Here is a 21864-nt window from a genome sequence, read left to right as displayed (position 1 = left end):
CATATCTCTCTGCTGACCTTTTGAGTGTTGGGACTGTGCGGTCGTCCCGCTCTCAGGCCCTCCGCAGGCGGACGACGAAAACCGCGCCGCGGGGGTCGTTGTCCTCGACCCACACGTCGCCGCCGTAGCCGCTCACGATGGTGTCGACGAGGTAGAGCCCGAGACCGGTTCCGGGGCTTTCGAGGCCCTTCTCGCCGCGGCCGAACACCTCCTCTTTTCGGTCGTCGGGGATGCCCGGTCCGTTGTCGGCGATTCGGACGAGCGCCTCGTCGTCCCGGACCTCGACCGACACGTCGATTTCGGCCGGGTCGGCGTCGTTGTGCCGCACCGCGTTCGTGAGGAGGTTGCGGAAGACGGTCCCCAGCATGTCGTCGGCGACGACGGTCACGTCCGGCGGCTCGCCGGGGAGCGAGACCGCGGCCTCGGACGTTCCGTCGCGAACCGCGCTCGCCTCGGCCCACAGCGGCCCGGCGAGCGTCGTCGGCCGGTTCGTCTCCTCGTCGTCGAGCATCGTGGCCATGAGGTTCCGGACGTTCTCGGTGAGTTCGGTGGCGTGCTCGCCGCTCCTGATTATCGCGTCGAGGCGCTCGCGAACCACCTCGTCGTCGACCGACTCCTCGACCAACTGGGCGTTGCCGAGGATGACGGCCATGTCGTTGCGGATGTCGTGGCGGATTATCTGGTTGAGCAGGGTGAGCTTCTCGTTCTGGGAGAGAATCGTCTGCTTTTGGCGGTGTAACTCGGTCACGTCGCGGAGGACGATGACCCATCCGATGGTCTGGTCGCCCCGATCGAGCCGCTGGGACCGGGCGCTGAGGTACACCGTCTCGCCGTCCGCTCGCGTGGTCCTGACGCTGTCGTTGCTCTCGGTCGTCAGGTCGAGGTCCGGCGAGACCCCCGTGAGCGGGTCGCCGACGGCCGCGCCGAAGCGCTCCAAGAGCGCTGCGCCGCGGTCGTTGACGTGGACGATTCGCTCGTCGGCGTCGAGGACGAACACCCCGTCGGGCGACTCCTCCATCGCGGTCGTGTAGGCGATGGGCGGCAGGTCGAGAAACCGGTAGCGGAAGAGCGCGACGCCGATAGCGGCCGACGTGACGGCCGCCGAAGTTGGCACGAGGTTCACGCCGTCGCTACTGAACGGGGGGATTCCGAACGTGGTGCAGGCCACGAAAACGAACGGGGCGGCGAGGCCGACGCTCACCAGCACCGCCTGCGGGATGTACGGCCGTCCGAGCCGAACCGCCTCGTAGAGGATGAGCGCGACGGCCAGCACGGAGAGCACCGCGTTGTAGAGCAACTGCAACACCACGTGGCCGAGGCCGACGTCGACCCGCATGACGACGACGCCGTTCGTCTCGACGAGGCGCGTCCCCTCGATGGCGAGGTCGTGGGGATTCGCGAACAGGAGCGCCAGAAAGACCACCGGAACGGCCATGAGCGCCGCGACCACTCCGGGCGTGACTCGGCGAATCCGGTCGGTGTGAAGGAGCGTAAAGAGGAGCGCGAGCGCGCCGAGCGGCGCGACGCCGAAGTAGAGGAACCGGTAGAAAAGCAGCTTCAGCGACGGGTCGGTCTGCAGGAGTTTGAGTGCCGAAAACCCGGTCCAGAGGACGAGCCCGACGTTCACGGCGAAGAACGCGCCGAGGTCGGACGACCGCCCGTGGAGCCGCATGTGCCGAAGGCTGTAGACACCTAGCAGCGCCGAGGTAATCATCGCAAAGAGGGTCGGCAGCGCGAAGACGGTGTATTGCCACCCCATCTCTCACCGCCCCCAACCGCCGCTCGCGTCCATCGGTGCGTGTTCTGTTCCCGCTCTGGTATTTAGAAGTACTTGTTCGGAAGCCGATTCCGCCTCGATATCGGCGTAAACCGTCCTAGGGTTCCCAGTTCCCCGATTCCCTCGGGTTCGTCACCCGAACAGTTTATCTCAGTCGCTGTGCCACGGACGGCCGAACCGCCGTGACCGAGACGACAGACGAGACGAGCGCGGACCCCGTCGCGGTCCTCCTCGTCGACGACAACCGCGACTGGCTGACGCTCGTGGTACAGCGACTCCACGAGGAGGCCCCCGACTTCGACGTTCGGGCGGCCAACAGCGTCGACGGGGCGCTCGACCGCCTCACCGACGACGTGGAGTGCGTCGTCAGCGACTACTACATGCCCGGACGAACGGGTATCGAACTGCTGGCGGCGGTCCGCGAAGACCGACCGGACCTCCCGTTTCTCCTCTTTACCGGCGCCGGAAACGAGGGGCTCGCCAGCAGCGCGCTGTCGGCCGGCGCGGACGACTACATCGTCAAGACGAGCGTCGACGACAGCGCCGCAGCGCTCGCCACGCGTGTCCGAACCGCGGTCGACAAGCACCGGACGGAGCGCGCGCTCGCGGAGAGCGAAGCGCGCTACCGGACGCTCGTCGAGAGCGTCCGCGACGCCATCTTCGTCGCTCGCGACGGCGGCGTCGTCCTCGTCAACGATGCGGCGACGACGCTCACCGGCTACGACCGCGCGGCGCTCCTCGCCGACGACATCGTCGAGACGGTTGTCCACCCGGACGACCGGGTCCGCGTCCGCGACGCGCTCGACCTGTCGGCCCCGCAGTCGCTCGACATCCGCATCCGCACCCGCGACGGCGAGACCCGCCACTGCATCCTCGACGTGGACCACGTCGTCGACGACGGCCTGCCCGGCAGTATCGGCGTCCTCCGCGACATCACGGCGCAGGTCCACCACCAGCGCCGACTCGAACGCGAGCGCGACACGAAGGAGGCGATTCGCGAGATTCTCGTCCGACAGTCCTCGCGGGTGGAGGTCGCGGAGGCGTTCTGCCGGTACATCGGGAGCGACCCCGACACCACCGTGGCGTGGGTTGGCGAGCGGACCGCGGGCGGCGGACTCGACCCGCTCGCGGTCGAAGGCGACGGGTCGTACCTCCGGGCCGCCGGCGTGCTCGACGCCGACGCGGCCGCGCGGCGCGACTCGACCGAACCGAGCCTGACCGCCTTCCGCGAGGGGGGAACAACCGTTCGCACAGTCGGTGCAGAAGCGTCACACCCCGGGAGCCCCGACGCTGATTCCGACCGGCGCTGGGTCGAGGCCGCGTCCGCGGCCGGAATCGAAACTGCGGTCGCAGTCTCGCTCCGATACGGCGGCGTCGACTACGGCGTCCTCGGCGTCTACCGCGGCGGTGCCGACGACGACCGCGAGCGCCGGCGGTTCGAAGAACTGGCGGAGACGCTCGGGTACGCCCTCAGCACCGCCGAGAGCCGGGAGGCGCTCGTGGCCGACGAGGTCGTCCGCGTCCGACTCAGCGTCCGCGACGGCGGCGCGGGGGTTCTGGCGGTCGGCGACGCCCTCGGTCGGGACGCGGAACTCGTCGTCCACACGGTGTTGCCCCGCGGCGACAGCGAGCGCTACTTCGTGACGGTTCGCGGGGCGACCGAGGCCGCGGTGACCGACGCGTTGGCGAGTCTCGACGGCGTGACGCCCGGGGGCGTGGTGGCCGAGGACGAAGTTGTCAGGGCGCAGTTCGACACGGCCGCGCCCTCTTTCGGGACGGCCATCGCCGACGCGGGCGGCGTCCTCCAGCGCGTCGTCGTGGCCGCCGGCGAGGCGATGGTCGTCGTCGACCTCCCCCGGCGGCGACCGGCCGGCCCGTTCGTCGAGGCGCTCGCAGCCGGGTTCGACAGCGTCGTCATGACCGCGCGGAACCACCGCTCCGTCGAGTCCGATATCGGGGCCAGCGTGTTGGCCGGACTCACAGACCGACAGCGCGAGTCGCTCGAAGTCGCGTACCGAACGGGCTACTTCGAGCGTCCGAAGCGCCGCAGCGCCGCCGAGGTCGCCGAGGCCATCGGCGTCTCGCGGTCGACGTTCACCCAACACCTCAGGGCGGCCCAGCGGAAGGTCTTCGCCGAGCTGTTCGACGGCGAGCCCGGCGACGTGTAATCCAGTCGAGCCGACACGCCCGGTCGGTCCTCGTCTCATCTCTCCCCTGACGAAGGCTATCACGTCACCCGGTTTTTGCCGGATACCGCATAGTGGTGGTATCGGATTATTGCCGCCTAATCGAGTAGCTATCTCTGAAGGTCACCCCACCCAGAACGTCACGGAAGGGAGTGGGTGTATGGTGGGCCGCACGGAGAAACCGATGCCAGAGAAAGTATTCAAACTCACACGACGCCGCGCCCTCGGGGGACTCCTCACGATCGGTGCGGGAAGCGCCGCAGCCGGGGTGGGCACGTTCGCCCTCTTCAACGACACCGAATCGAGCACCGAGAACACGCTCCAGGCGGGGACGCTGAGCCTCGCCGACGGAGCCAGTTCCGCGAGCTTCAGCGCCACGGGCCTCGCGCCCGGCGACGAGACCGACACCTTCGAAGTGGACCTCGAAAACGACGGGACGCTCGACGGGAGCCTCGACATCGACCTCGCGCTGACCGAAAACGACAGCGACGCCACGGCCGGCGACGACGGCGACGCGGACGCCTCGGTGGCGGACCTCGCGGGCGTCCTCGACGTGACGACGTTCGAAGTCGGGAGCCTCGACGTGCTCGCCGACCGCTTCGGTGGGTCGGCTACCCTCGCGGACGTGGTCGCCAACAACGCCGGCGAGGACGACGACTCCAACGTCCGAGACATCGCGCTCGCGTCCGGCGAGACCAAGACGTTCTCCTTCGCGCTGGAGATGCAGGAGAGCGCCGGCAACGAGTTCCAGGCCGACGGCCTCGACATCCAGTTCGACTTCGAGCTGAACCAGCGGGACAGCCAGTAACCACACTCGCGTTCGCGGGCGACGCAGACGACGCACCCGGTCGCAGTCGACCGAGTTCACCTCTTTCGTCCCGACCCGCCGGACGCACTCACCGACGCCACTCGATGCCGAAACAGACACCAACGCTGACGCTCACTCGACGCCGATTCCTCGGCGGCCTCTTCACGATTAGCGCCGGGAGCGCCGCCGCGGGCGTTGGCACGTACTCGGCGTTTTCCGACACCGAGCGCGCCGACGCGTCGTTCGGCGTCGGCACGCTCGACCTGACGGTCGACGGCGACGACGAGCGACTCACGTTCCTCGAAGAGTCCGGCCTCGCGCCCGGCGACAGCGGCACCGCGTCGGTGACGCTCCGCAACCGCGGGTCGCTCCCGGGTTTTCTCGACATCGACGTACTCGGTGTCACCGACGACGAGAACGGCCAGTCGGAGCCCCCGTCGCAGAACGACCCCCGCGTCGGGGACGGCGAACTCGCGCAGGCGCTCGAAGTCCGCGCGTGGCTCGAAGCCCCGGACGGGTCGAAGACGTTCCTCTGCGGCAGTTCCGACTACGCGACCCTCGACTCGATGTTCGTCGCAGACGAGACGTTCGACCTCGACTACGAACTCGCCCCCGGCGAGTCCGTCGAGTTCGTCATCGCGTGGCGGCTCCCGTCGAGCGCCGGCAACGAGGTCGCCTCGGACGTCGCGGGCGTCGACCTCCGGTTCGCGCTCGACCAGCGGGCCGACGACGACGGCGACGCCACTTGCGAGGTCGACGACGACGGTGACGACGATGACGACAATGGCGACGGTGACGACGATTCGGCGTCCGGTTCCGGCGACGCCCGCGCCGCGATGGGCGGGTGGGACTGGGCGACGCTCGCTCGCTACGGCGACCCCGAAGACGGCTCCGCCCCCGGTAACTCGGAGCCGGAGAACTACGAAGTCGCGGTGCTGAAGCGCTCCGGACGCTCCGAGACCCGCGTCCACAAGCAGAACGACCACTGGCAGCACGCGTGGTCCTCGGGACGGACCGAGTCGTTCCGGGTCGACTTCGACGGCAGCAAGGTGACGATGACCATCGGCGGCACCGAGTACCCGGACAAGAACGGGCGGAAGGCGCAGGGCGTCGGCGCGGACGACGTGGTCGCGCTCGGCGTCACGGTCTCCGCCTCGGCCGCCGGGTCGTCGGTCACGGTCTCGGACCTCGAACTCTCCGCGGACGGGGAGACGAGCGCCCTCGCCGACGTCTCGGTCGACGCGACCGGCACGAGTCACGTCCGCATCGACCGCGAGATTGACGGGTCGTTCTCGCTCACGGGGACGCTCCGGTTCTCGTGGGATGCTGACGAAGATATCGACCCCGACGACCTCGTGGTTCGGGTCGACGTCAAGACGGGCGACGATGACGGCGACGACAGTCATCACGACGACAGAGATGGCGACGATGACGACCACGGTCACGACGGTGACGGTGGCTCGGACAGCGATGACGACGACGGTGAAGACGACGACGGTGAAGACGAGGACGGCAACGAGAACGACGACGACGATGACGACGGAGACAGTGATGACGATGAAGCGGATGATGACGACGACGATGACGACGGAGACGACTGACCGATGCACTGGTCCCGTCTCGCCGCGGCGGCTCGCGTCCTTGGCGGCGTCGTCCTCCTCGTCGCCGTCGCCCTCGTCGTCGTGCTCGCTGCCCCGCAGGTATTCGGTGCCGAGGCCAGTTACACCGTCCTCTCGGGGAGCATGTCGCCGACGTTCGGCGCCGGCGACGTGGTGGTCGTCCGCGACGTTCCGCCCACGGACATCTCGGAGGGAGATATCATCACCTACCGGGAAGCCGGCAGCGCCATCACCGACGAGCGGACCGACCGCGTGACCCACCGGGTCGTCGCGGTGGACCGAAGCGGCGACAGTCCGGTGTTCCGGACGAAGGGCGACGCCAACGAGGACGTCGACTCGGACCCCGTCGCGGCCGACCGCGTGGTCGGGAGCGTCTGGTTCCACGTGCCGTACCTCGGACTCGCCTCCCAGTTTGCCCAGTCGAAACTCGGCTTGGTCCTGTTCGTCATCCTCCCCGGCGCGCTCCTCGTCGTGACCGAACTCTACTCGCTGTACACTGACGCGCTCGTCGAGGTCGACGGCGACGAGGAGGACGGCCCCGGGGGGAGCGCCGAAAGCGCTGGAAGCGACGGCCGGCCCAACGGCGGAGCCGGTATCGACGCCGGTTACGTCAGCGCCTCGGACGGCGGCGTCACGCTCTACCCGGAGCGGACGGGGGTCCGCCTTTCGGACCCCGTCGCAGTCGTCGAATCGCCTCCCTCGTCTTCCGCCTCCGACACCTCCGCTTCGACCGACGATATCGAGTGGGTGACCGACCCTGCCGACCGCGATGCGGCGGCGACGGCGGCCGACGAGACGCCCGCATCCGAGGACGGGCGGTGATTCCCTCGTGAGCGGCCCGGACGACGCGGACGCGCTCGACTGGACTCCGGAGCAGTCGCCCGAACTGATTCTCGCCGACGCGACCCGGTGCCGCCGCCTCGTCGACGAGACGGAAGCCGACCGCGACGCGACCGACTTTGACACGGACGACTTCGACGAGGTCGACTTCGAGCGCCTCGAACGCGGCGACCGCGTCCTCTGTCTCCCCGGCGAGGGCCTGCCCGTCCACGGGGTCGTCCGAGAGGTTCGCCGTTGGAGCCCCCGCTCGTCGTCGTTTGTGCGCGACACAGCCGCCGACTCCACGACCGTCGAGCGCATCTCGACCGACGAGGACGACGGCCCGCGAACCGACGAGCGTCCGGTCGCCGTCGGCGACGAGGTCGAAGCCGGCGACCGCCCCACCGAGACGGCGCTGGTGGTCGAGTACCGCCCGTCGCGAGCGGGCCTACTCCCGATTCCGCTGTCGCTCGCCTCGCTCTTTTCGGCGAAACTTCTCGGCACGCTCTCGCCGCGGCTCTCTCAAGTCCTCGGCCGGTTAGTCATCGTCTTCGTGGTTGTCGGCATCGTGCTGGTCGGAACCGGCTTGGCCGCCCCCGGAAGCATCGACCGCTTCCTCGACGACAGCGGCGTCAACGACGCGCTCTCCGACCTCCGAGGTAACGGTGACCCCGAGCCGTCGCCGCCGGAGGTCACCGTGACGCCGCCTCCGCAGACATCGGACGCCCCGTCCGACGAGACGAACCAGTCCGGCGACACGCCGACACCAACGCCCACGCCAACCACGAGTGCGACGTCTACGCCGGCCACGACGACGGACCCCGAGTCGACGGAGACGCCGACGCAGACATCGACACCGGCTCCACCAACGCCGTCGCCGACGTCCGCGCCGACGAGCACTCCCGAGCCGACCACTACGGCGCGCTCTACGGGCAGCGGAGGTGGTGGCGGTGGTGGCTCCGGTGGCGACAGCCAAACGACGACCGCGGCCACGGCCGCATCGTCGCCCGCGCCCGACCCGACGCTGACGGTCGAGGCCGCCGACCCACCGACGGTCCGAAGCGCCGACGGAACGGTCGGGACGCTCAGCGGCCCCGTGACCGGATCGCTCTCGTGGACCGGCGCGGTCGACAGCGTGGTTCTCGTGGTGAACACGTGGGCACCGGACGACGGCTGGCAGGAGGAGCGACGCGTCACCAGCCGGGGGTCGAGTCCCGTGGACGTCGCCGACGCGCTCGGCTCCGACGTGACCTACGCCGACGGCGACCGAACCGCGGGCTTCGCCGCCAGCGACGACGGCGAGACAGCCGTCACGACTGGCTACGTCTCCGTGACTGCGGTGTTCTTCCGCGGTTCGACCGAGGTCGCCCGAACCGAGGAGACCGCGTCGTTCGACGTAACCGTCGAAAACACCGCCGGGAGCGCCCCGGAGGGCGTCGACCTCGAACTCGGCTCCGGCGGGGCCGGCGTCTCGCTTCTCGACACGCAGTCGGTCGCGCCCGGCTCCGCGGGCAACTCGACGGGGACGCTCACCAACCGCGGGCGCGACCCCGGCGTGTTGACGCTGGATTCGATGCCGTTCGAGTCCGCCGAAAACGGCCGCTCCGGACCTGAACTGTCGGTCGATTCGACGGGCGGAGCCGACGAGGGTGAACTCCACGAGGCGCTCGCCGTCCGACTTCGCGTCGAGCGGGCGAACGGGACGAGCGCCTACGTGCTTGGCGACGAGACGACGTATCTCGACTTCGCCGACGTGTGGAACGAGTCCGTCACGCTCGGCCGACTCGATGGCGGGGAATCCCTGTCGCTCGTCGTCGAGTGGCGGATTCGGGAGTCGGCAGGCAACGAGATACAGACCGACAGCGTCGACGTGGAGTTCGTCTTCACGCTCGAACAGGCGACCGACTGAGCGGGTTGCGACACGTTTTCTCCTGGCCCCCCTTCACCCGACGAAGAGTCTGAGGTTGAACGCCGTGGCGAACGCCCCGATGACGGAGAGCGTGACCGGCGGCAGGTAGTACAGCACCTTATCGCCCACGCGAGCGCCGTAGACGCAGATTCCGAGACAGAGGAAGAAGACCGCGAGCTTCGGGAGGACGAGCCCCCAATGGCCGAGGGCGTCCGTGCTCGCCACGAGCAGGGCGTTCGCCTCGTCGAACCGGCGCTCGTAGTAGAGGATAGTGAGCGTCGTGACGATGTCGCCGACGCCGTAGGTTGCGAGCGCGATGAGCCAGAGGAGCGAGAATTCCCGCGCCTCGAAGGGCGTGTCCTTGAGTCGGAGATACCGTACGCGTGACACACTCTCCATTTCGGGGACCGCAATATGAATTATCCGGGCCGACGGACTGTCGCGGAAGCTGACGCGTCAGACGAGCCCGACGCCCTCGGCGAGCAGTTCGTGCGAGCGGAGGCCGTCTTCGTGGTCGCCGACGACGTGCTGAATCATCATCTCGTCGGCTCCGACGCGTTCGGCGAGCTGGTCCAACAGCCCCGAAACCGTCTCGGGACTGCCGGAGATGGCTCGCGGCCACTCTTTCGCCCCGAGCGTCGCGGGCGTGGGTTCGGGGACGCCGCCGAGTTCGTCTATCGCCTCCTCGACAGTCGGTCTCGTCCCGACCTCGCCGCGACGCATCCGCTTGTACGTCGCCTCGGCCACCGCGCGGAGCCGCGCCGCCTCCTCGTCGGTCTCGGCGCAGACCGCGTTCACCGCGACCATCCCGTGGGGTTCGTCGATGCCGCCGGCCAGTGGCGACGCCCGGAAGCTCTCTCGGTACTCCTCGAAGGAGTGGACGGCGAACTGCGGTCTGATGAAGCCCGCGAAACAGTAGGGCAGCCCGAGTTCGCCCGCGATGGTCGCGCTCGACGGACTCGACCCGAGCACCCACGGAACTGGCGGATCGCCGTTGCCTCGCGGAATTTCGAGGTCGGCGTAGGGGTGTTCGTCGGGGTAGTCGTCGTAGAGGTGGTTGACGACGGCCTCGACCTTCTCGGCGTGGTCGCCGTCAGGGTCCTCGACGTGCCGGTCCGTCCCGAGCGCCTGGTCCGAGGCGGGCGACCCGTTCGCCCGGCCGAGCCCAGCGTCGATGCGACCGGGAGCGAGCCCGTCGAGCGCGCCGAACTGCTCTGCGACCTTGAACGGGCTGTAGTGGTTGAGCAGCACCGCGCCGGAGCCGAGCCGAATCGAGTCGGTCTCCGCGGCGAGGTGGCCGAGCAACACCTCGGGGGTCGTTCCCGCGAGGGTGCTCGCCATGCCGTGGTGTTCGGCGACCCAGAAGCGCGAGTAACCCAGTCGCTCGGCTTGCGCGGCGGCCTCGACGGTGTTCGCGTAGGCGTCGGTCGCGGTCCCGCCTCGCGGAACCGGGGAGAGGTCGACGATAGAGAGGTCCATACCCCGCCTCCGAGACTGCGAGGAATAACGATTGGGCTCCCAGCAGATGCGTACTGTTCTCGGTGGGTCGGAGGGACATTAGTATTGTTTATATAGTACTTTATTATATGTTTGAATATCTTGAAAAACCCGAATAATCTAGATTATTTAAGTAGTTATGCATTTTAAGGCATCCTACGTGGGATATATGGATAGAGGGTATATATGGTTATCTGGGTCGGACTGTGTTCTTGTACTATCTACCCATTATACTCATCTCCCGAGCCGTCGGCGTACACAGAATTCGTGACCATGGTCCACAAAAAATTTTTACGGGCCCTATCCGATGGTTCGATAGAGGTTCCCATGCCAAGAGCCGTATTCGACAGCGCCGAGTACGACAGACGCATCGCCCGGACCAAAGAGCGGATGGCCGAACGCGGGCTGGACGCGCTCTTCGTGAGCGACCCCGCGAACATGAACTATCTCACCGGCTACGACGGGTGGTCGTTCTACGTCCATCAGGGGGTCGTGGTCACGCGGGACCGCGACGAACCCGTGTGGGTCGGTCGCGACATGGACGCCAACGGCGCGCGCGCGACGACCACGCTGAGCGAGGAGAGCATCCGGCCGTACAGCGACGACCACGTGCAGTCGCCCCACGACCTCCACCCGATGGACTTCGTCGCGGCCGTGCTGGAGGACCTCGGCGTCGACGACGCGCGCGTCGGCCTCGAGATGGACGCCTACTACTTCACCGCGAAGTCCTACACGCGCCTGCAGAAGAATCTCCCCGAGGCGAGTTTCGAGGACACGACGCTCCTCGTGAACCGGGTGCGCATCAAGAAGTCCGACGCCGAACTCGACTACATGCGCGAGGCGGCCCGCATCTCCGAGAACGCGATGCAGGCCGGCCTCGACGTCATCGAGGAGGGCGTTCCCGAGTACGAGGCCGCCGAGGCCATCTACTCGGCGCTCATCGAGGGCACCGACGACTACGGCGGCGACTACCCGTCTATCGTCCCGCTGATGCCCTCGGGCGACCACACGGGGACGCCGCACCTCACGTGGACCGACCGCGAGTTCGAGGACGGCGACCCGGTCATCATCGAACTCTCCGGCTGTCGGCACCGCTACCACTCGCCGCTCGCCCGGACGACGTTCGTCGGCGACCCCCCGGAAGAGCTGTCCCGGCGGGCCGACATCGTCGTCGAGGGGATGGAAGCCGCCCTCGACGCGGTCGAACCCGGCGTGACCTGCGAGGCCGTCGAGAAGGCGTGGCGCGACACCATCGCCGAGTACGGCATCGAGAAGAAAGACCGCATCGGCTACTCGATGGGGCTCGGCTACCCGCCGGACTGGGGCGAGCACACCGCGAGCCTCCGCCCCGGCGACGAGACGGTGCTCGAAGAGAACATGACGTTCCACACCATCCCCGGCCTCTGGTTCGACGACTTCGGCGTCGAACTCAGCGAGACGTTCGTCGTCACGGCCACTGGGGCGGAACCGCTGGCCGACTTCCCCCGCCGGCTATTCACAACTTAATTATGACTCCGGGTCACAGCCCTCATATGATGACCGAAGATGGCAAAAATCGAAACGGCGAAGCGGTCGCCGACGGCGGCTCGGAGTCCGAACCCGAATCGGCGCTGGCGACGGCGCGCAGGCAGCTCGAACGCGCGGCGAGCCACGCCGACGTCGACGACGGCGTCGTCGCGCGCCTGAAGCACCCGACACGAGTCCAACAGGTGTCGGTCCCGCTCCGCCGCGACGACGGCTCCCTCGACGTGTTTACTGGCTTCCGCGCGCAGCACGACGACGTGCGCGGGCCGTACAAGGGCGGCCTCCGCTACCACCCGGAAGTGACCGCCGACGAGTGCATCGGGCTCTCGATGTGGATGACTTGGAAGTGCGCCGTGATGGACCTCCCGTTCGGCGGCGGCAAGGGCGGCGTCGCGGTCGACCCGAAGACGCTCTCTGACGAGGAGCGCGAGCGACTCACGCGACGGTTCGCCGAGGAGATTCGGAACGTCGTCGGGCCGAAGAAGGACGTTCCCGCGCCCGACATGGGAACCGGTCCGCAGGAGATGGCGTGGTTCATGGACGCCTACTCGATGCAGCAGGGCGAGACGACGCCCGGCGTCGTGACGGGCAAGCCGCCGGTCATCGGCGGCTCGTACGGTCGCGAGGAGGCACCCGGCCGCTCCGTCGCCATCGTCACCCGCGAAGCCATCGACTTCTACGACTGGGACATCGAAGACACCACCGTCGCAGTCCAAGGGTTCGGTTCCGTCGGCGCGAACGCCGCCCGCCTCCTCGACGAATGGGGCGCGAAGGTGGTCGCCGTCTCCGACGTGGACGGGGCCATCTACGACCCCGACGGCCTCGACACGCAGGACGTCGAGGGTCACGACGAGCGCCCCGGCATGGTGTCGGGCTACGACGCCCCCGAGTCGCTCACGAACGAGGAACTGCTCGAACTCGACGTGGACGTGCTCATCCCGGCGGCCATCGGGAACGTCATCACGACCGAAAACGTCGACGCCATCTCGGCGGACATGGTCGTCGAGGGCGCGAACGGGCCGACGACGTTCGCGGCCGACGCCGTCCTCGAAGAGCGCGGGATTCCCGTCGTCCCCGACATCCTCGCCAACGCCGGTGGCGTCACCGTCTCGTACTTCGAGTGGCTGCAGGACATCAACCGCCGCCAGTGGTCGCTCGACCGCGTCCACGAGGAACTGGAAGCGGAGATGCTCAAGGCGTGGAACGCGGTCCGCGAACACGTCGACGAACGCGACCTGACGTGGCGCGACGCGGCGTACGTCGTCGCGCTCTCCCGCATCGGCGGCGCGAAGGAGACGCGGGGCCTCTGGCCCTGAGCGGCTGAGCGTCGAGCGAACCCCAATCGACCGACGACCCAAGGGCCGCGGTGCGGCCCGGTTTCTTTTTCGGCGCGCTTCTCAGTCAGCGACCGCTTCGGCGACCTTCTCTATCGGGTGCGGCGGGTCGTCGGCCGCGCCGTCCATGTCTTCGAGTTGGGTTCGACAGGACGCCCCGGGCGCGACGACGGTGTCGCCGCGGCTCTCGCCGATTTGGTCCGAGAGGATGCCGCCGATGGCCTTCGACAGTGAGTGGTGTTCGGCCTCGTAGCCGAAGCTCCCGGCCATGCCGCAACAGCCCGAATCGAGCGGGTCTACGTCGTAGCCGGCGCGCCGGAGGACGCCCACCGCGTGGTGGTCTTTGCGCGTCGCCTTCTGGTGACAGTGGCCGTGATACGTCAGCGTCTCGGCCGACGCTGAGGCGTCGATGTTTTCCACGAGGCGCTTCGCGTCGAGGTACTCCATGATGCCGTAGGTCTCGGCGGCGACGGTCTCAGCCGCATCGCTCGAAAGCAAGTCGAGGTAGTCCGACTGGAACATGACCGCGTCCGAGGGCTCGACGAGCACGACGCTCCAGCCGGCTTCGACGCGGGGCGCGAGCGCGTCGACGTTCGTCTCGGCGCGCGCCCGCGACCGGTCGAGGAAGCCCTTCGAGTGGGCCGGGCGGCCGGTGGCGGTCGCGTCGTCCGGAATCGAGACGTGGACGCCGGCGGCTTCGAGGACGCGGACCGCGGCCTTCCCCGCGTCGGGGTGGTTGTAGTTGGTGTAGCTGTCGGGGAACAGGAGCACCTTGTCGGTGGCTTCGGCCTCGGGGACGCGAGCGCCGCCCCGCGCCTCGAACCAGTCTTCCAGCGATTCGCGGTAGAACGTCGGGAGCGACCGCTCTCTGGCGATGCCGACGGTCTTCTCTATGACCGTCCGCGCGCCCGGTATCTTCGCCGCCCAGTTCGAAAGCGGGGCGAGCCGCGAGCCCAGCGCGTTCAGTCGGTCCACCTCGGCGAACAGGTGGTCTCGGAGGCTCGCGCCGTGAGACTGGTGGTGGGCGTGTTCGACCTCGGCTTTGAGCTTCGCCATGTCGACCTCGCTGGGGCAGTCACGGGCGCAACCCTTACAGCCGACACAGAGGTCCAGCACCTCGTGCATGAACTCAGTGTCCGTCGCGTCGGCGTCGAGGTCGCCGCTCATGGCCTGCCGGAGCATGTTCGCGCGACCGCGGGTGGAGAGCCCCTCTTCCTCCGTGGCGCGGTAGGTCGGACACATCACGCCGCCGGTGGTCGACTGGTCGCCCCGACAGCCGCCGCAGCCGTGGCAGAGTTCCGCCATCCCCTGAAAGCCGTTTTCGGTGTCCCACTCGAGTTCGGGGTCGAAGCCGGCGTCGAACTCGTAGTCGGGGTCGAACCGGAGGTTCTCGGTCATCGACACGTCGCCGCAGACCTGCCCCGGGTTGAGGAGCCAGTCGGGGTCGAACGCGGTCTTGAGGTCGCGGAAGGCGTTCCAGAGGCGGTCGCCGTACAGTTTGCGGTTCCACTGGGTCCTCGCGCGGCCGTCACCGTGTTCGCCCGACACCGACCCGCCGGCTTCGACGACGAAGTCCGTCACCTCGTCGGCGATGGTCTCGAACGAATCGAGGCCGTCGAGCGTCTTCGTGTTGACGAGTGGGCGGACGTGCAGCACGCCCGGCCCCGCGTGGGCGTAGAAACTCGTGTTGGCGTCGTGGTCGTCGATGACCTCGCGGAACCGCTCGACGTAGCCCGGCAGTTCGTCGGCCGGCACGGCGCAGTCCTCGATGAAGGAGATGTGTTTCTCGTCGGTCGTCCGGGAGAGCAGGATGGGCGCGGCGGCCTTGCGCATCTCCCAGAGCCCCGCGCGGGCCGCCTCGTCGTGGGCTTCCAGCGCGTCGAACGCGCGGGCGTCGTCGGCGACGCCGACGCCCGAAGATGGCGTCGCCTCCGACGTCACCGAGGGTGCGCGAGCCGTCAGCAGGTCGGCGACCTTCCGCCGGCCGTCAGCGTCGGAGTCGGCGTAGAACTCGACCAGCAGGGCCGCGCGGGTCCCGTCGGGGAGCGACGCGGCCACGTCGTGGAACTCCGCGGTGTCGAGCGCGAGGTCGATGAGCACGTCGTCGATGAGTTCGACCGCCGCCGGGTCGTGGTCGAGGATGGGGGCCACGTCGGCGGCGGCGTCGAACACGTCCTCGTAGGTGAGGAGCGCGACGGCCTTCGTCTCCGGGAGCGGTTCGAGCGAGACGGTCGCCTCGGTCACGACGGCGAGGGTCCCCTCGCTCCCGGCGAGCAGGCGCGCGAGGTTCACGGTCCCCGACTCGCAGTCCGGGTCGGTTCCGGTCCCGTCGGCCAGCGGGCGCTCCCCGCGGGCCTCCTCGACCAGCGCGTCGAGGTTGTAGCCCGAGACGTTGCGCTTGAGGTCCGGGTAGCGGGCGTCTATCTCCGCTCGTTCCTCGTCGAGCACGCGGACGACCTCGGCGTAGATTCGGGGGAGAAGCGGACTCTGCGGCCCGTCGGAACCCCACGCGTCGCTCTCGGGGTCGGCCTTCTCCCGGAGTTCGTCCACGCGCATCTCGTCGAAGCGGTGGACGCTCCCGTCGGCGAGGACGACCTCGCACTCCTCGACGTAGTAGTCGGTCTTGCCGTACTTCAGGGAGTGCGCGCCGGTGGAGTTGTTGCCGATAGCGCCCCCGAGGACGCTCCGGTCGCCCGCGGCGGGGTCCGGGCCGAACGTGAGACCATGGTCGGCCGCGGAGTTATTGAGGTCCGCGAGCGTAACCCCGGCCTGCGCGGTCGCCGTCGCCGCCTCGGAGTCCACCGACTGGACCCCGTCCATGTGCCGCGAGAGGTCGAGGACGACCGCCTCGTTGACGGCCTGTCCGGCGAGGCTCGTGCCGCCGCCGCGGGGGAGGACGGGAATCTCGCGGTCGGCGCAGTACTCTACGACGGCCGCCACGTCGGCGGTCGAGGTCGGCATGACGACGCCGACGGGGAGCACCTCGTACGCTGAGGCGTCGGTCGCGTACAGTTGTCGGGTGTACTCGTCGAACCGCACGTCGCCGTCGACGAGGCGTTCGAGGTCGCGGACGAGCGCCTCGCGGTCGGTGTCGCCGCCGACGTAGTCGTAGTCGGCGCGCGGGTCGTCGCCGGGGTCGGCTGACGGGTCGGTCCGCTGGCCGTCGCTGGAGTCGTCCGGACGTTCCTGCGTCGCCATCGGGAGTCAGTTCGACTCGGCGGCCAGCACTTGGTTCTCCAGCTCCTCGCCCTCGTCGAGCCGCCCGAGGTTCCCGGCGACGATGTCGGCGAGGCGGTCCCAGTGCTTCGGCGTGTGGCCGCCCGTGTGGGGCGTGATGAGGCAGTTTTCCAGTCCCCACAGTGGGTGGTCGGCGGGAAGCGGCTCGGGGTCGGTCACGTCGAGCGCGGCCCCGCGAATCTTGTTCGACCGCAGCGCCGACACGAGCGCGTCGGTGTCGACGATGCCGCCGCGGGCGGCGTTGACGAGCACGGCGTCGGTCGGCATCGTGGCGAACTCCGCCTCGTCGATGAGCCCGCGGGTCAGGTCGTTCAGCGGACACGCGACCACGACGTACTCGCTCCGGGAGAGCGCGTCGTGAACCGCGTCGGGTTCGAAGCCGGCGACCTCGTCGGTCGGGCCGCCCTTCGACGGCGTGTAGCGGATGCCGATAGTCTCGACTTCGAAGCCCTGCAACCGCTGGGCGACGGCCTGCCCGATGGAGCCGAGGCCGATAATCGTCACCGTGCTGTCGGTGAACTCGCCGGACTGGAAGTGCCGCCACTCGGCGCGCTCCTTGCGCCGCCAGCCCTCGTGGAGGCGGCGGGCGAACACGAGCATGTTGCCGATAGCCTGCTCGGCGATGCCGGGCGCGTGGATGCCGCCGGCGTTGGTGACGGCGACGCCGTGTTCCGCGAGCGCGTCCATCGGGACGTGGTCGGTCCCGGCGAACGTGCAGGCGAACAGTTCGAGTCGATCGGCGTGGTCCAGCAGGTCCTCGTCTATCGTGATGCCCGTGACGACGCGGGCGTCGGCGACGAGTTCGCGTTCCTGTTTCGGCGTCCGGGCGAGCGTCACGGTCCGGTCCGGGAGGCGCTCGCGGAGCGCGTTCGCGTACGATTCCATCGAAAGGCCCTCGGTCCCCTCGCGGAGGACGACGATGTCTGTCTCGGTCATGGTGTGAGTCGCGCGTCGCGGGCGCGGTTGCTACATCGATTGGGTGACGTTCCCTTAGTCTTTTTGTGTAGCCGGTGTCCACGGATACCGTTTATGCTTAAGTGGGTGGCGAGTGGTACGTGTACGCATGGCCGACGCCGTTCGAGCGCGACTAGCGGAGCTTCGCAGAGACCTCCACCGTCACCCCGAACCCGGCTGGTGCGAGTTCCGGACGACCGCGCGGCTCGTCGAGGAACTGCGCGCCATCGGCGTGGACGAACTCGCCGTCGGCGCGGACGCTTACGACCCCGACGACCGGATGGCCGTTCCGAGCGACGACCGACTCGACGAGTGGTACGACCGGGCGCTCGACAGCGGGGTCGACCCGGACCTCCTCGAACCGCTCCGCGGCGGGACGACCGGTTGTGTCGCCGTCCTCGACCGCGGCGAGGGGCCGACGGTCGGCCTTCGGGTCGACATTGACGGGCTGTTCATCGAGGAGTCGGACGACGCGGGCCACGACCCCGCCGCCGAGGGCTTCCGCTCGGAGACGGGCGAGACGATGCACGCCTGCGGCCACGACACCCACATGACGTGGGGGCTGGCGACGCTCGAAGCCGTCAAGGAAAGCGACTTTTCGGGTCGGCTCGTCGTGTTCTTCCAGCCCGCGGAGGAGATCTCGGGGGGCGGCGCGCCTATGGCGAAAAGCGAGTACGCCGCCGGTATCGACTACTTCTTCGCGGTCCACGTCGGCCTCGACCACCCGACGGGGGAGGTCGTCGCCGGTATCGAGAAGCCGCTCGCCATGTGCCACATCGACGCGGAAATCGAGGGGACGACCGCCCACGCCGGCAAGGAACCGGAAGCCGGCGCGAACGCCATCCACGCGCTCGGCACCGCCATCGAGAGCGTCTACGGGATTCCGCGGCACTCCGACGGGATGACCCGCGTCAACGTCGGTCGGGTCGAAGGCGGCACCGCGAGCAACGTCATCGCCGACGAGGTCGAAGCCGTCGCCGAGGCGCGCGGCGAGACGACCGAACTCATGGAGTACGCCAAGTCCGAACTCCGCCGGCGGTTCGAGAAGGCCGCCGAACTGCACGACTGCGAAGCGACGGTCGACGTGGTCAGCGAGAGCCCGCGGGCCGACAGCGACCCCGAACTCGTGGAGGCCGTCGCCGACGCCGCCGAGAGCGTGCGCGGCGTCGACCGCGTCGTGCCGACCGCCGACTTCGGCGCGAGCGAGGACGCCACGTTCCTCATGGAGCGCGTCCAGCGCGACGGCGGCCTCGCGTGCTACTCCATCGTCGGCACCGACCACCCGACGAGCCACCACACCGCGACGTTCGACGTGGACGAGCGAAGCCTCGAAACCGGCGTCGAAGTCCTCACGCGGTCGATTCTGTCGGTCGCCGGCGTCGAGTCGGTTCCAGAAATCGCGGGAGCGAACCGATGAGCGACGGGCGCGTCACCGGCGAGTCGGCACCCCCGGCGTCGGAAGTCGTCACCGCCGACGACGTTGCGGACGCCCACGAGCGACTCGACGGCGTGGTCCACCGGACGCCGCTCGATAGCTCGCGAACCATAGCCGACCGCTGCGGGGCCGAGCGGGTCGACCTCAAACTGGAGAACGTCCAGCGGACGGGGTCGTTCAAGATTCGCGGCGCGTACAACGCGATGGCGCAGCTCCCCGAGTCGGTGCGAGAACGGGGCGTCGTCGCCTCCAGCGCCGGCAACCACGCGCAGGGCGTCGCGCTCGCCGGCGACCTGCTCGACATCGACACGACCATCGTCGTCCCCGAAATCACGCCGGCGGTGAAAATCGACGCCACCCGCGGTTACGGCGCGGAGGTCGTCGTCGAGGGCGACCTGTACGAGGAGTCGTACGAACACGCTCTGCGACTCGCCGACGACGAGGGACTGGAGTTCGTCCACCCCTTCGACGACGCGGCCGTCATCGCCGGACAGGGGACCGTCGGACGGGAACTCGCGGCTGACGCGCCCGACGTGGATACGGTTCTCGTCTCCATCGGCGGCGGCGGCTTCATCTCCGGTATCGCCACCGCGCTGAAGGCGCGGAACCCCGACGTGCGCGTCGTCGGCGTCCAACCCGAGGGCGCGGCCCACGCCAAGCCCTCGCTCGAGGCCGACGAGATTCGCATGCTCTCGGAGGTCGATACCGTCGCCGAGGGCATCGCCGACGCGCGGCTGTTAGAGCGGACCTTCGCGGTCGTCCGCGACCGCGTCGACGACGTGGTCTCGGTCGACGACACGGACCTCGCGGTCGCCACCACGGTCCTCGCCGAGCGGGCGAAGACCGTCGCCGAACCGGCCGGTGCGGCCCCGGTCGCAGCGCTGCTATCGGGCGCGGTCGACGTCGAGGGCGAGCACGTCGCGGCCGTCGTCTCCGGCGGCAACGTCGGCCTCTCCGAACACGCCGAACTGACTCGCGTCGGGATGGAGGCGCTCGGACGCGCCGCCGAAGCGCGACTCGAACTCGACGACTGGCCGGCGGTTCTCGGCGACCTCTCCGAGGCCGTCGCCGCGTCCGGGGCCGAACTCGATAGCGTCGAGCGCGCCGCCCGAACCGCCGCCGACGAACCGAATCGGGTTCCGGTCGAGGTTCGCCTCGACGGGAGCGGTCCGGACCACCTCGCGGACGCGCTCGGCTCGCTGGCCGCGGTCGACGGCGTCGAAGTCGCTTCGCACTCGCTGGACAGGTGCGTCGGCGAGTCTGCTGACTCGGCCTGAGTAGTCCGGAAAAACGGGACAGACCGCGTCTCGGGTCCGTTTTTTCTCACGCTGTTCGTCCGGCGAAACCCACGCTCACGCGACCGCTTCGGTCGCCACGGCGTCCATCGCCTCGCAGAAGATGCCCACGCCCAGTTCGATTTCGCGCTCGGTGGAGTCGAGCGGGGGCAGGAGGCGAATCGTCTTCTTCCCGCAGCCAAGGGTGAGCAGGCCGCGGTCGAGCGCCGCTTCGACGACGGCGTCGCGGCGCTGTTTGGTGTCGAACTCGACGGCGAGCATCAGACCCTTGCCGCGCACGTCGACCACGTGGTCGGGCGCGTCGTCGGCGAGGAGTTCCTTCGCCTGCCGGCCGCGCTCGGTCGCGTTGTCGAGCAGGTCGTACTCCTCGATGGCGTCGAGCGTGAGCGCGCCCTGCATCGACGCGAGCAGGTCGCCGCCGCCGAACGTCGACCCGAGGCGGTTCTTCTCGGTCGGGAAGACGTCGGACCTCGAGACGGTCGCGCCGACGCGGAGCCCCTTCGCGCTGGCGATGACATCGGGTTCGATGGGGTAGTGGTCGGCGGCCCACATCTCGCCCGTCCGCCCGACGCCCGACTGAATCTCGTCCACGACGAGCGGGATGTCGTAGGTGTCGCAGACGTCGCCCACCTCGGCCATGAACTCCTCGCTCGGGAAGCGGTAGCCGCCGACGCCCTGAATCGGTTCGAGAATCGCGAACGCGACCTCGTCGGGGTTGACGTGGCCGCCCTCCGGCGAGAGCGAGTTCCGCAACTGCGACCCGCCACCCGCGAAGAAGCCGCAGTCGCAAGAGTCCGCCGAACAGCCCGAGTCCGCGCAGAACGGAACCGTCTCGATGCCCGCGACTTGCGGGTAGTGGCGGGTGTAGACCTCTTTCGATTTCGTGAGCGAGAGCGTCCCGAGAGTCCGGCCGTGGAAGCTCTGGTCGAAGGCGTAGCCGTACTTCGCGGGGGCCTTGTGGTCGTGCGTTATCTTCATCGCGTTCTCGACGGCCTCGGCCCCGGAGTTCGACAGGAACACCGTGTCCATCCCGTAGTGAGAGGACACGTCGGTGAGCTTGTCCATCAGATGGCTCGACCCGGGGAACTCGGCGGTTTCGGGGTCCGGTCCCGCGCCGAAGTACATGTCTTGGCCGGCGATTTTCATCGGTTCGACGAGGTCGAACTCCCGGAGCTTCGACAGCACTTTCTCGTTGTTGTAGCCGAGCGGCGCGGCCCCGATGTGGCAGGTGAAGTCCAAGAGGACGTTGCCGTCCACGTCGGTGACGAACGGGCCGTCGGCCTCGGCGGTCACGTCCCAGACGAACTCGTGGGAGTACTCGCTGGGCGCGGCGTGCTTGTGGTGGAACTCGACCCACTGCTTCGCGTTGGGTCCGGGCAGCGCTGCTGCGTCCGGTTCTGCGGTATCCCGATCCATACACAGGATTTGTTGATACCGTACATTAAAACTTGGTATCATAGGAGCTACCAC

15 protein-coding genes are annotated in these 21864 nt (G+C 68.7%); 9 read left to right on the top strand and 6 right to left on the bottom strand.

From position 1 onward, the window contains the following. Positions 1-52: 52 nt before the first annotated feature. A complete protein-coding gene (locus C5B91_RS17380; protein ID WP_049968797.1) occupies positions 53-1759 on the bottom strand; it encodes a histidine kinase N-terminal 7TM domain-containing protein in 1707 nt (568 codons plus the stop codon). Between the two features lie 200 nt (positions 1760-1959). On the opposite strand from C5B91_RS17380, the gene C5B91_RS17375 reads away from it, so the two are divergent. The 5 genes from C5B91_RS17375 to C5B91_RS17355 all read left to right on the top strand — a co-directional run bounded on the left by C5B91_RS17375 (position 1960) and on the right by C5B91_RS17355 (position 9118). After that, positions 1960-3945, top strand: a complete 1986-nt coding sequence (locus C5B91_RS17375; protein WP_115820120.1) for a helix-turn-helix domain-containing protein — start codon at positions 1960-1962, stop codon at positions 3943-3945. A gap of 202 nt (positions 3946-4147) precedes the next feature. Further along, positions 4148-4771, top strand: coding sequence for a TasA family protein (locus tag C5B91_RS17370; RefSeq protein ID WP_049913744.1), 624 nt, complete (start codon positions 4148-4150; stop codon positions 4769-4771). A gap of 104 nt (positions 4772-4875) precedes the next feature. Then, entirely contained in the window at positions 4876-6372 is a 1497-nt protein-coding gene (locus C5B91_RS17365; RefSeq protein WP_115820121.1) for a TasA family protein, read from the top strand. Positions 6373-6375: 3 nt separating this feature from the next. After that, positions 6376-7212 (top strand): signal peptidase I, encoded by an 837-nt coding sequence (locus tag C5B91_RS17360; protein WP_115820122.1) that lies wholly within the window; start codon positions 6376-6378, stop codon positions 7210-7212. Between the two features lie 7 nt (positions 7213-7219). Next, a complete protein-coding gene (locus C5B91_RS17355) occupies positions 7220-9118 on the top strand; it encodes a hypothetical protein (protein ID WP_115820123.1) in 1899 nt (632 codons plus the stop codon). Between the two features lie 33 nt (positions 9119-9151). On the opposite strand, the gene C5B91_RS17350 is transcribed toward C5B91_RS17355, so the two are convergent. After that, positions 9152-9508, bottom strand: a complete 357-nt coding sequence (locus C5B91_RS17350) for a hypothetical protein (RefSeq protein WP_008097251.1) — start codon at positions 9506-9508, stop codon at positions 9152-9154. Positions 9509-9574: 66 nt separating this feature from the next. Beyond that, positions 9575-10597 carry an LLM class flavin-dependent oxidoreductase gene (locus tag C5B91_RS17345; RefSeq protein ID WP_008097253.1) on the bottom strand — a complete coding sequence of 341 codons (1023 nt, stop codon included), beginning with the start codon at positions 10595-10597 and terminating at the stop codon, positions 9575-9577. 345 nt (positions 10598-10942) lie between these two features. Between C5B91_RS17345 and C5B91_RS17340 the strand changes: the two genes are divergently transcribed. Then, a complete protein-coding gene (locus C5B91_RS17340) occupies positions 10943-12121 on the top strand; it encodes a M24 family metallopeptidase (RefSeq protein ID WP_008097255.1) in 1179 nt (392 codons plus the stop codon). 26 nt (positions 12122-12147) lie between these two features. Further along, positions 12148-13455: a glutamate dehydrogenase GdhB gene (gene gdhB, locus C5B91_RS17335; protein ID WP_199519543.1), complete on the top strand. Its 1308-nt coding sequence runs from the start codon at positions 12148-12150 to the stop codon at positions 13453-13455. 81 nt (positions 13456-13536) lie between these two features. Here gdhB and C5B91_RS17330 read toward each other — a convergent pair whose 3' ends face one another. Together C5B91_RS17330 and C5B91_RS17325 are read right to left on the bottom strand one after the other, a co-directional pair. Next, the gene (locus C5B91_RS17330; protein ID WP_115820124.1) at positions 13537-16671 is read right to left on the bottom strand and encodes an FAD-binding and (Fe-S)-binding domain-containing protein; all 3135 of its coding nucleotides are present in this window, start codon (positions 16669-16671) and stop codon (positions 13537-13539) included. Positions 16672-16677: 6 nt separating this feature from the next. Beyond that, complete coding sequence (locus C5B91_RS17325) at positions 16678-17646, bottom strand: D-2-hydroxyacid dehydrogenase (RefSeq protein ID WP_049968805.1); 969 nt, start codon at positions 17644-17646, stop codon at positions 16678-16680. Positions 17647-17773: 127 nt separating this feature from the next. Here C5B91_RS17325 and C5B91_RS17320 point away from each other — a divergent pair, with 127 nt between their 5' ends. Further along, positions 17774-19081, top strand: coding sequence for an amidohydrolase (locus C5B91_RS17320; protein ID WP_049968806.1), 1308 nt, complete (start codon positions 17774-17776; stop codon positions 19079-19081). After that, the gene (ilvA, locus tag C5B91_RS17315) at positions 19078-20376 is read left to right on the top strand and encodes a threonine ammonia-lyase (RefSeq protein ID WP_049968807.1); all 1299 of its coding nucleotides are present in this window, start codon (positions 19078-19080) and stop codon (positions 20374-20376) included. The genes C5B91_RS17320 and ilvA overlap by 4 nt, the downstream gene beginning before the upstream one ends. Before the next feature lie 75 nt (positions 20377-20451). On the opposite strand, the gene C5B91_RS17310 is transcribed toward ilvA, so the two are convergent. After that, entirely contained in the window at positions 20452-21810 is a 1359-nt protein-coding gene (locus C5B91_RS17310) for an aminotransferase class III-fold pyridoxal phosphate-dependent enzyme (protein ID WP_049968808.1), read from the bottom strand. Positions 21811-21864: the final 54 nt, after the last annotated feature.

The sequence above is a fragment of the Haloferax sp. Atlit-10N genome, from assembly GCF_003586325.1.
GTDB classification, from domain to species: Archaea; Halobacteriota; Halobacteria; order Halobacteriales; family Haloferacaceae; genus Haloferax; species Haloferax prahovense.
Note: the sequence above shows the minus strand (reverse complement) of the source record. Positions and strands in the feature narration are given on the sequence as shown.

What these genes read in the sequence shown, in the direction of transcription:
- C5B91_RS17325 (WP_049968805.1), bottom strand. Translation starts at nt 17,646, where the DNA reads ATGACCGAGACAGACATCGTCGTCCTCCGCGAGGGGACCGAGGGCCTT.
- C5B91_RS17320 (WP_049968806.1), top strand. Translation starts at nt 17,774, where the DNA reads ATGGCCGACGCCGTTCGAGCGCGACTAGCGGAGCTTCGCAGAGACCTC.
- C5B91_RS17380 (WP_049968797.1), bottom strand. Translation starts at nt 1,759, where the DNA reads ATGGGGTGGCAATACACCGTCTTCGCGCTGCCGACCCTCTTTGCGATG.
- C5B91_RS17365 (WP_115820121.1), top strand. Translation starts at nt 4,876, where the DNA reads ATGCCGAAACAGACACCAACGCTGACGCTCACTCGACGCCGATTCCTC.
- C5B91_RS17330 (WP_115820124.1), bottom strand. Translation starts at nt 16,671, where the DNA reads ATGGCGACGCAGGAACGTCCGGACGACTCCAGCGACGGCCAGCGGACC.
- C5B91_RS17310 (WP_049968808.1), bottom strand. Translation starts at nt 21,810, where the DNA reads ATGGATCGGGATACCGCAGAACCGGACGCAGCAGCGCTGCCCGGACCC.
- C5B91_RS17370 (WP_049913744.1), top strand. Translation starts at nt 4,148, where the DNA reads ATGCCAGAGAAAGTATTCAAACTCACACGACGCCGCGCCCTCGGGGGA.
- gdhB (WP_199519543.1), top strand. Translation starts at nt 12,148, where the DNA reads ATGATGACCGAAGATGGCAAAAATCGAAACGGCGAAGCGGTCGCCGAC.
- ilvA (WP_049968807.1), top strand. Translation starts at nt 19,078, where the DNA reads ATGAGCGACGGGCGCGTCACCGGCGAGTCGGCACCCCCGGCGTCGGAA.
- C5B91_RS17360 (WP_115820122.1), top strand. Translation starts at nt 6,376, where the DNA reads ATGCACTGGTCCCGTCTCGCCGCGGCGGCTCGCGTCCTTGGCGGCGTC.
- C5B91_RS17340 (WP_008097255.1), top strand. Translation starts at nt 10,943, where the DNA reads ATGCCAAGAGCCGTATTCGACAGCGCCGAGTACGACAGACGCATCGCC.
- C5B91_RS17345 (WP_008097253.1), bottom strand. Translation starts at nt 10,597, where the DNA reads ATGGACCTCTCTATCGTCGACCTCTCCCCGGTTCCGCGAGGCGGGACC.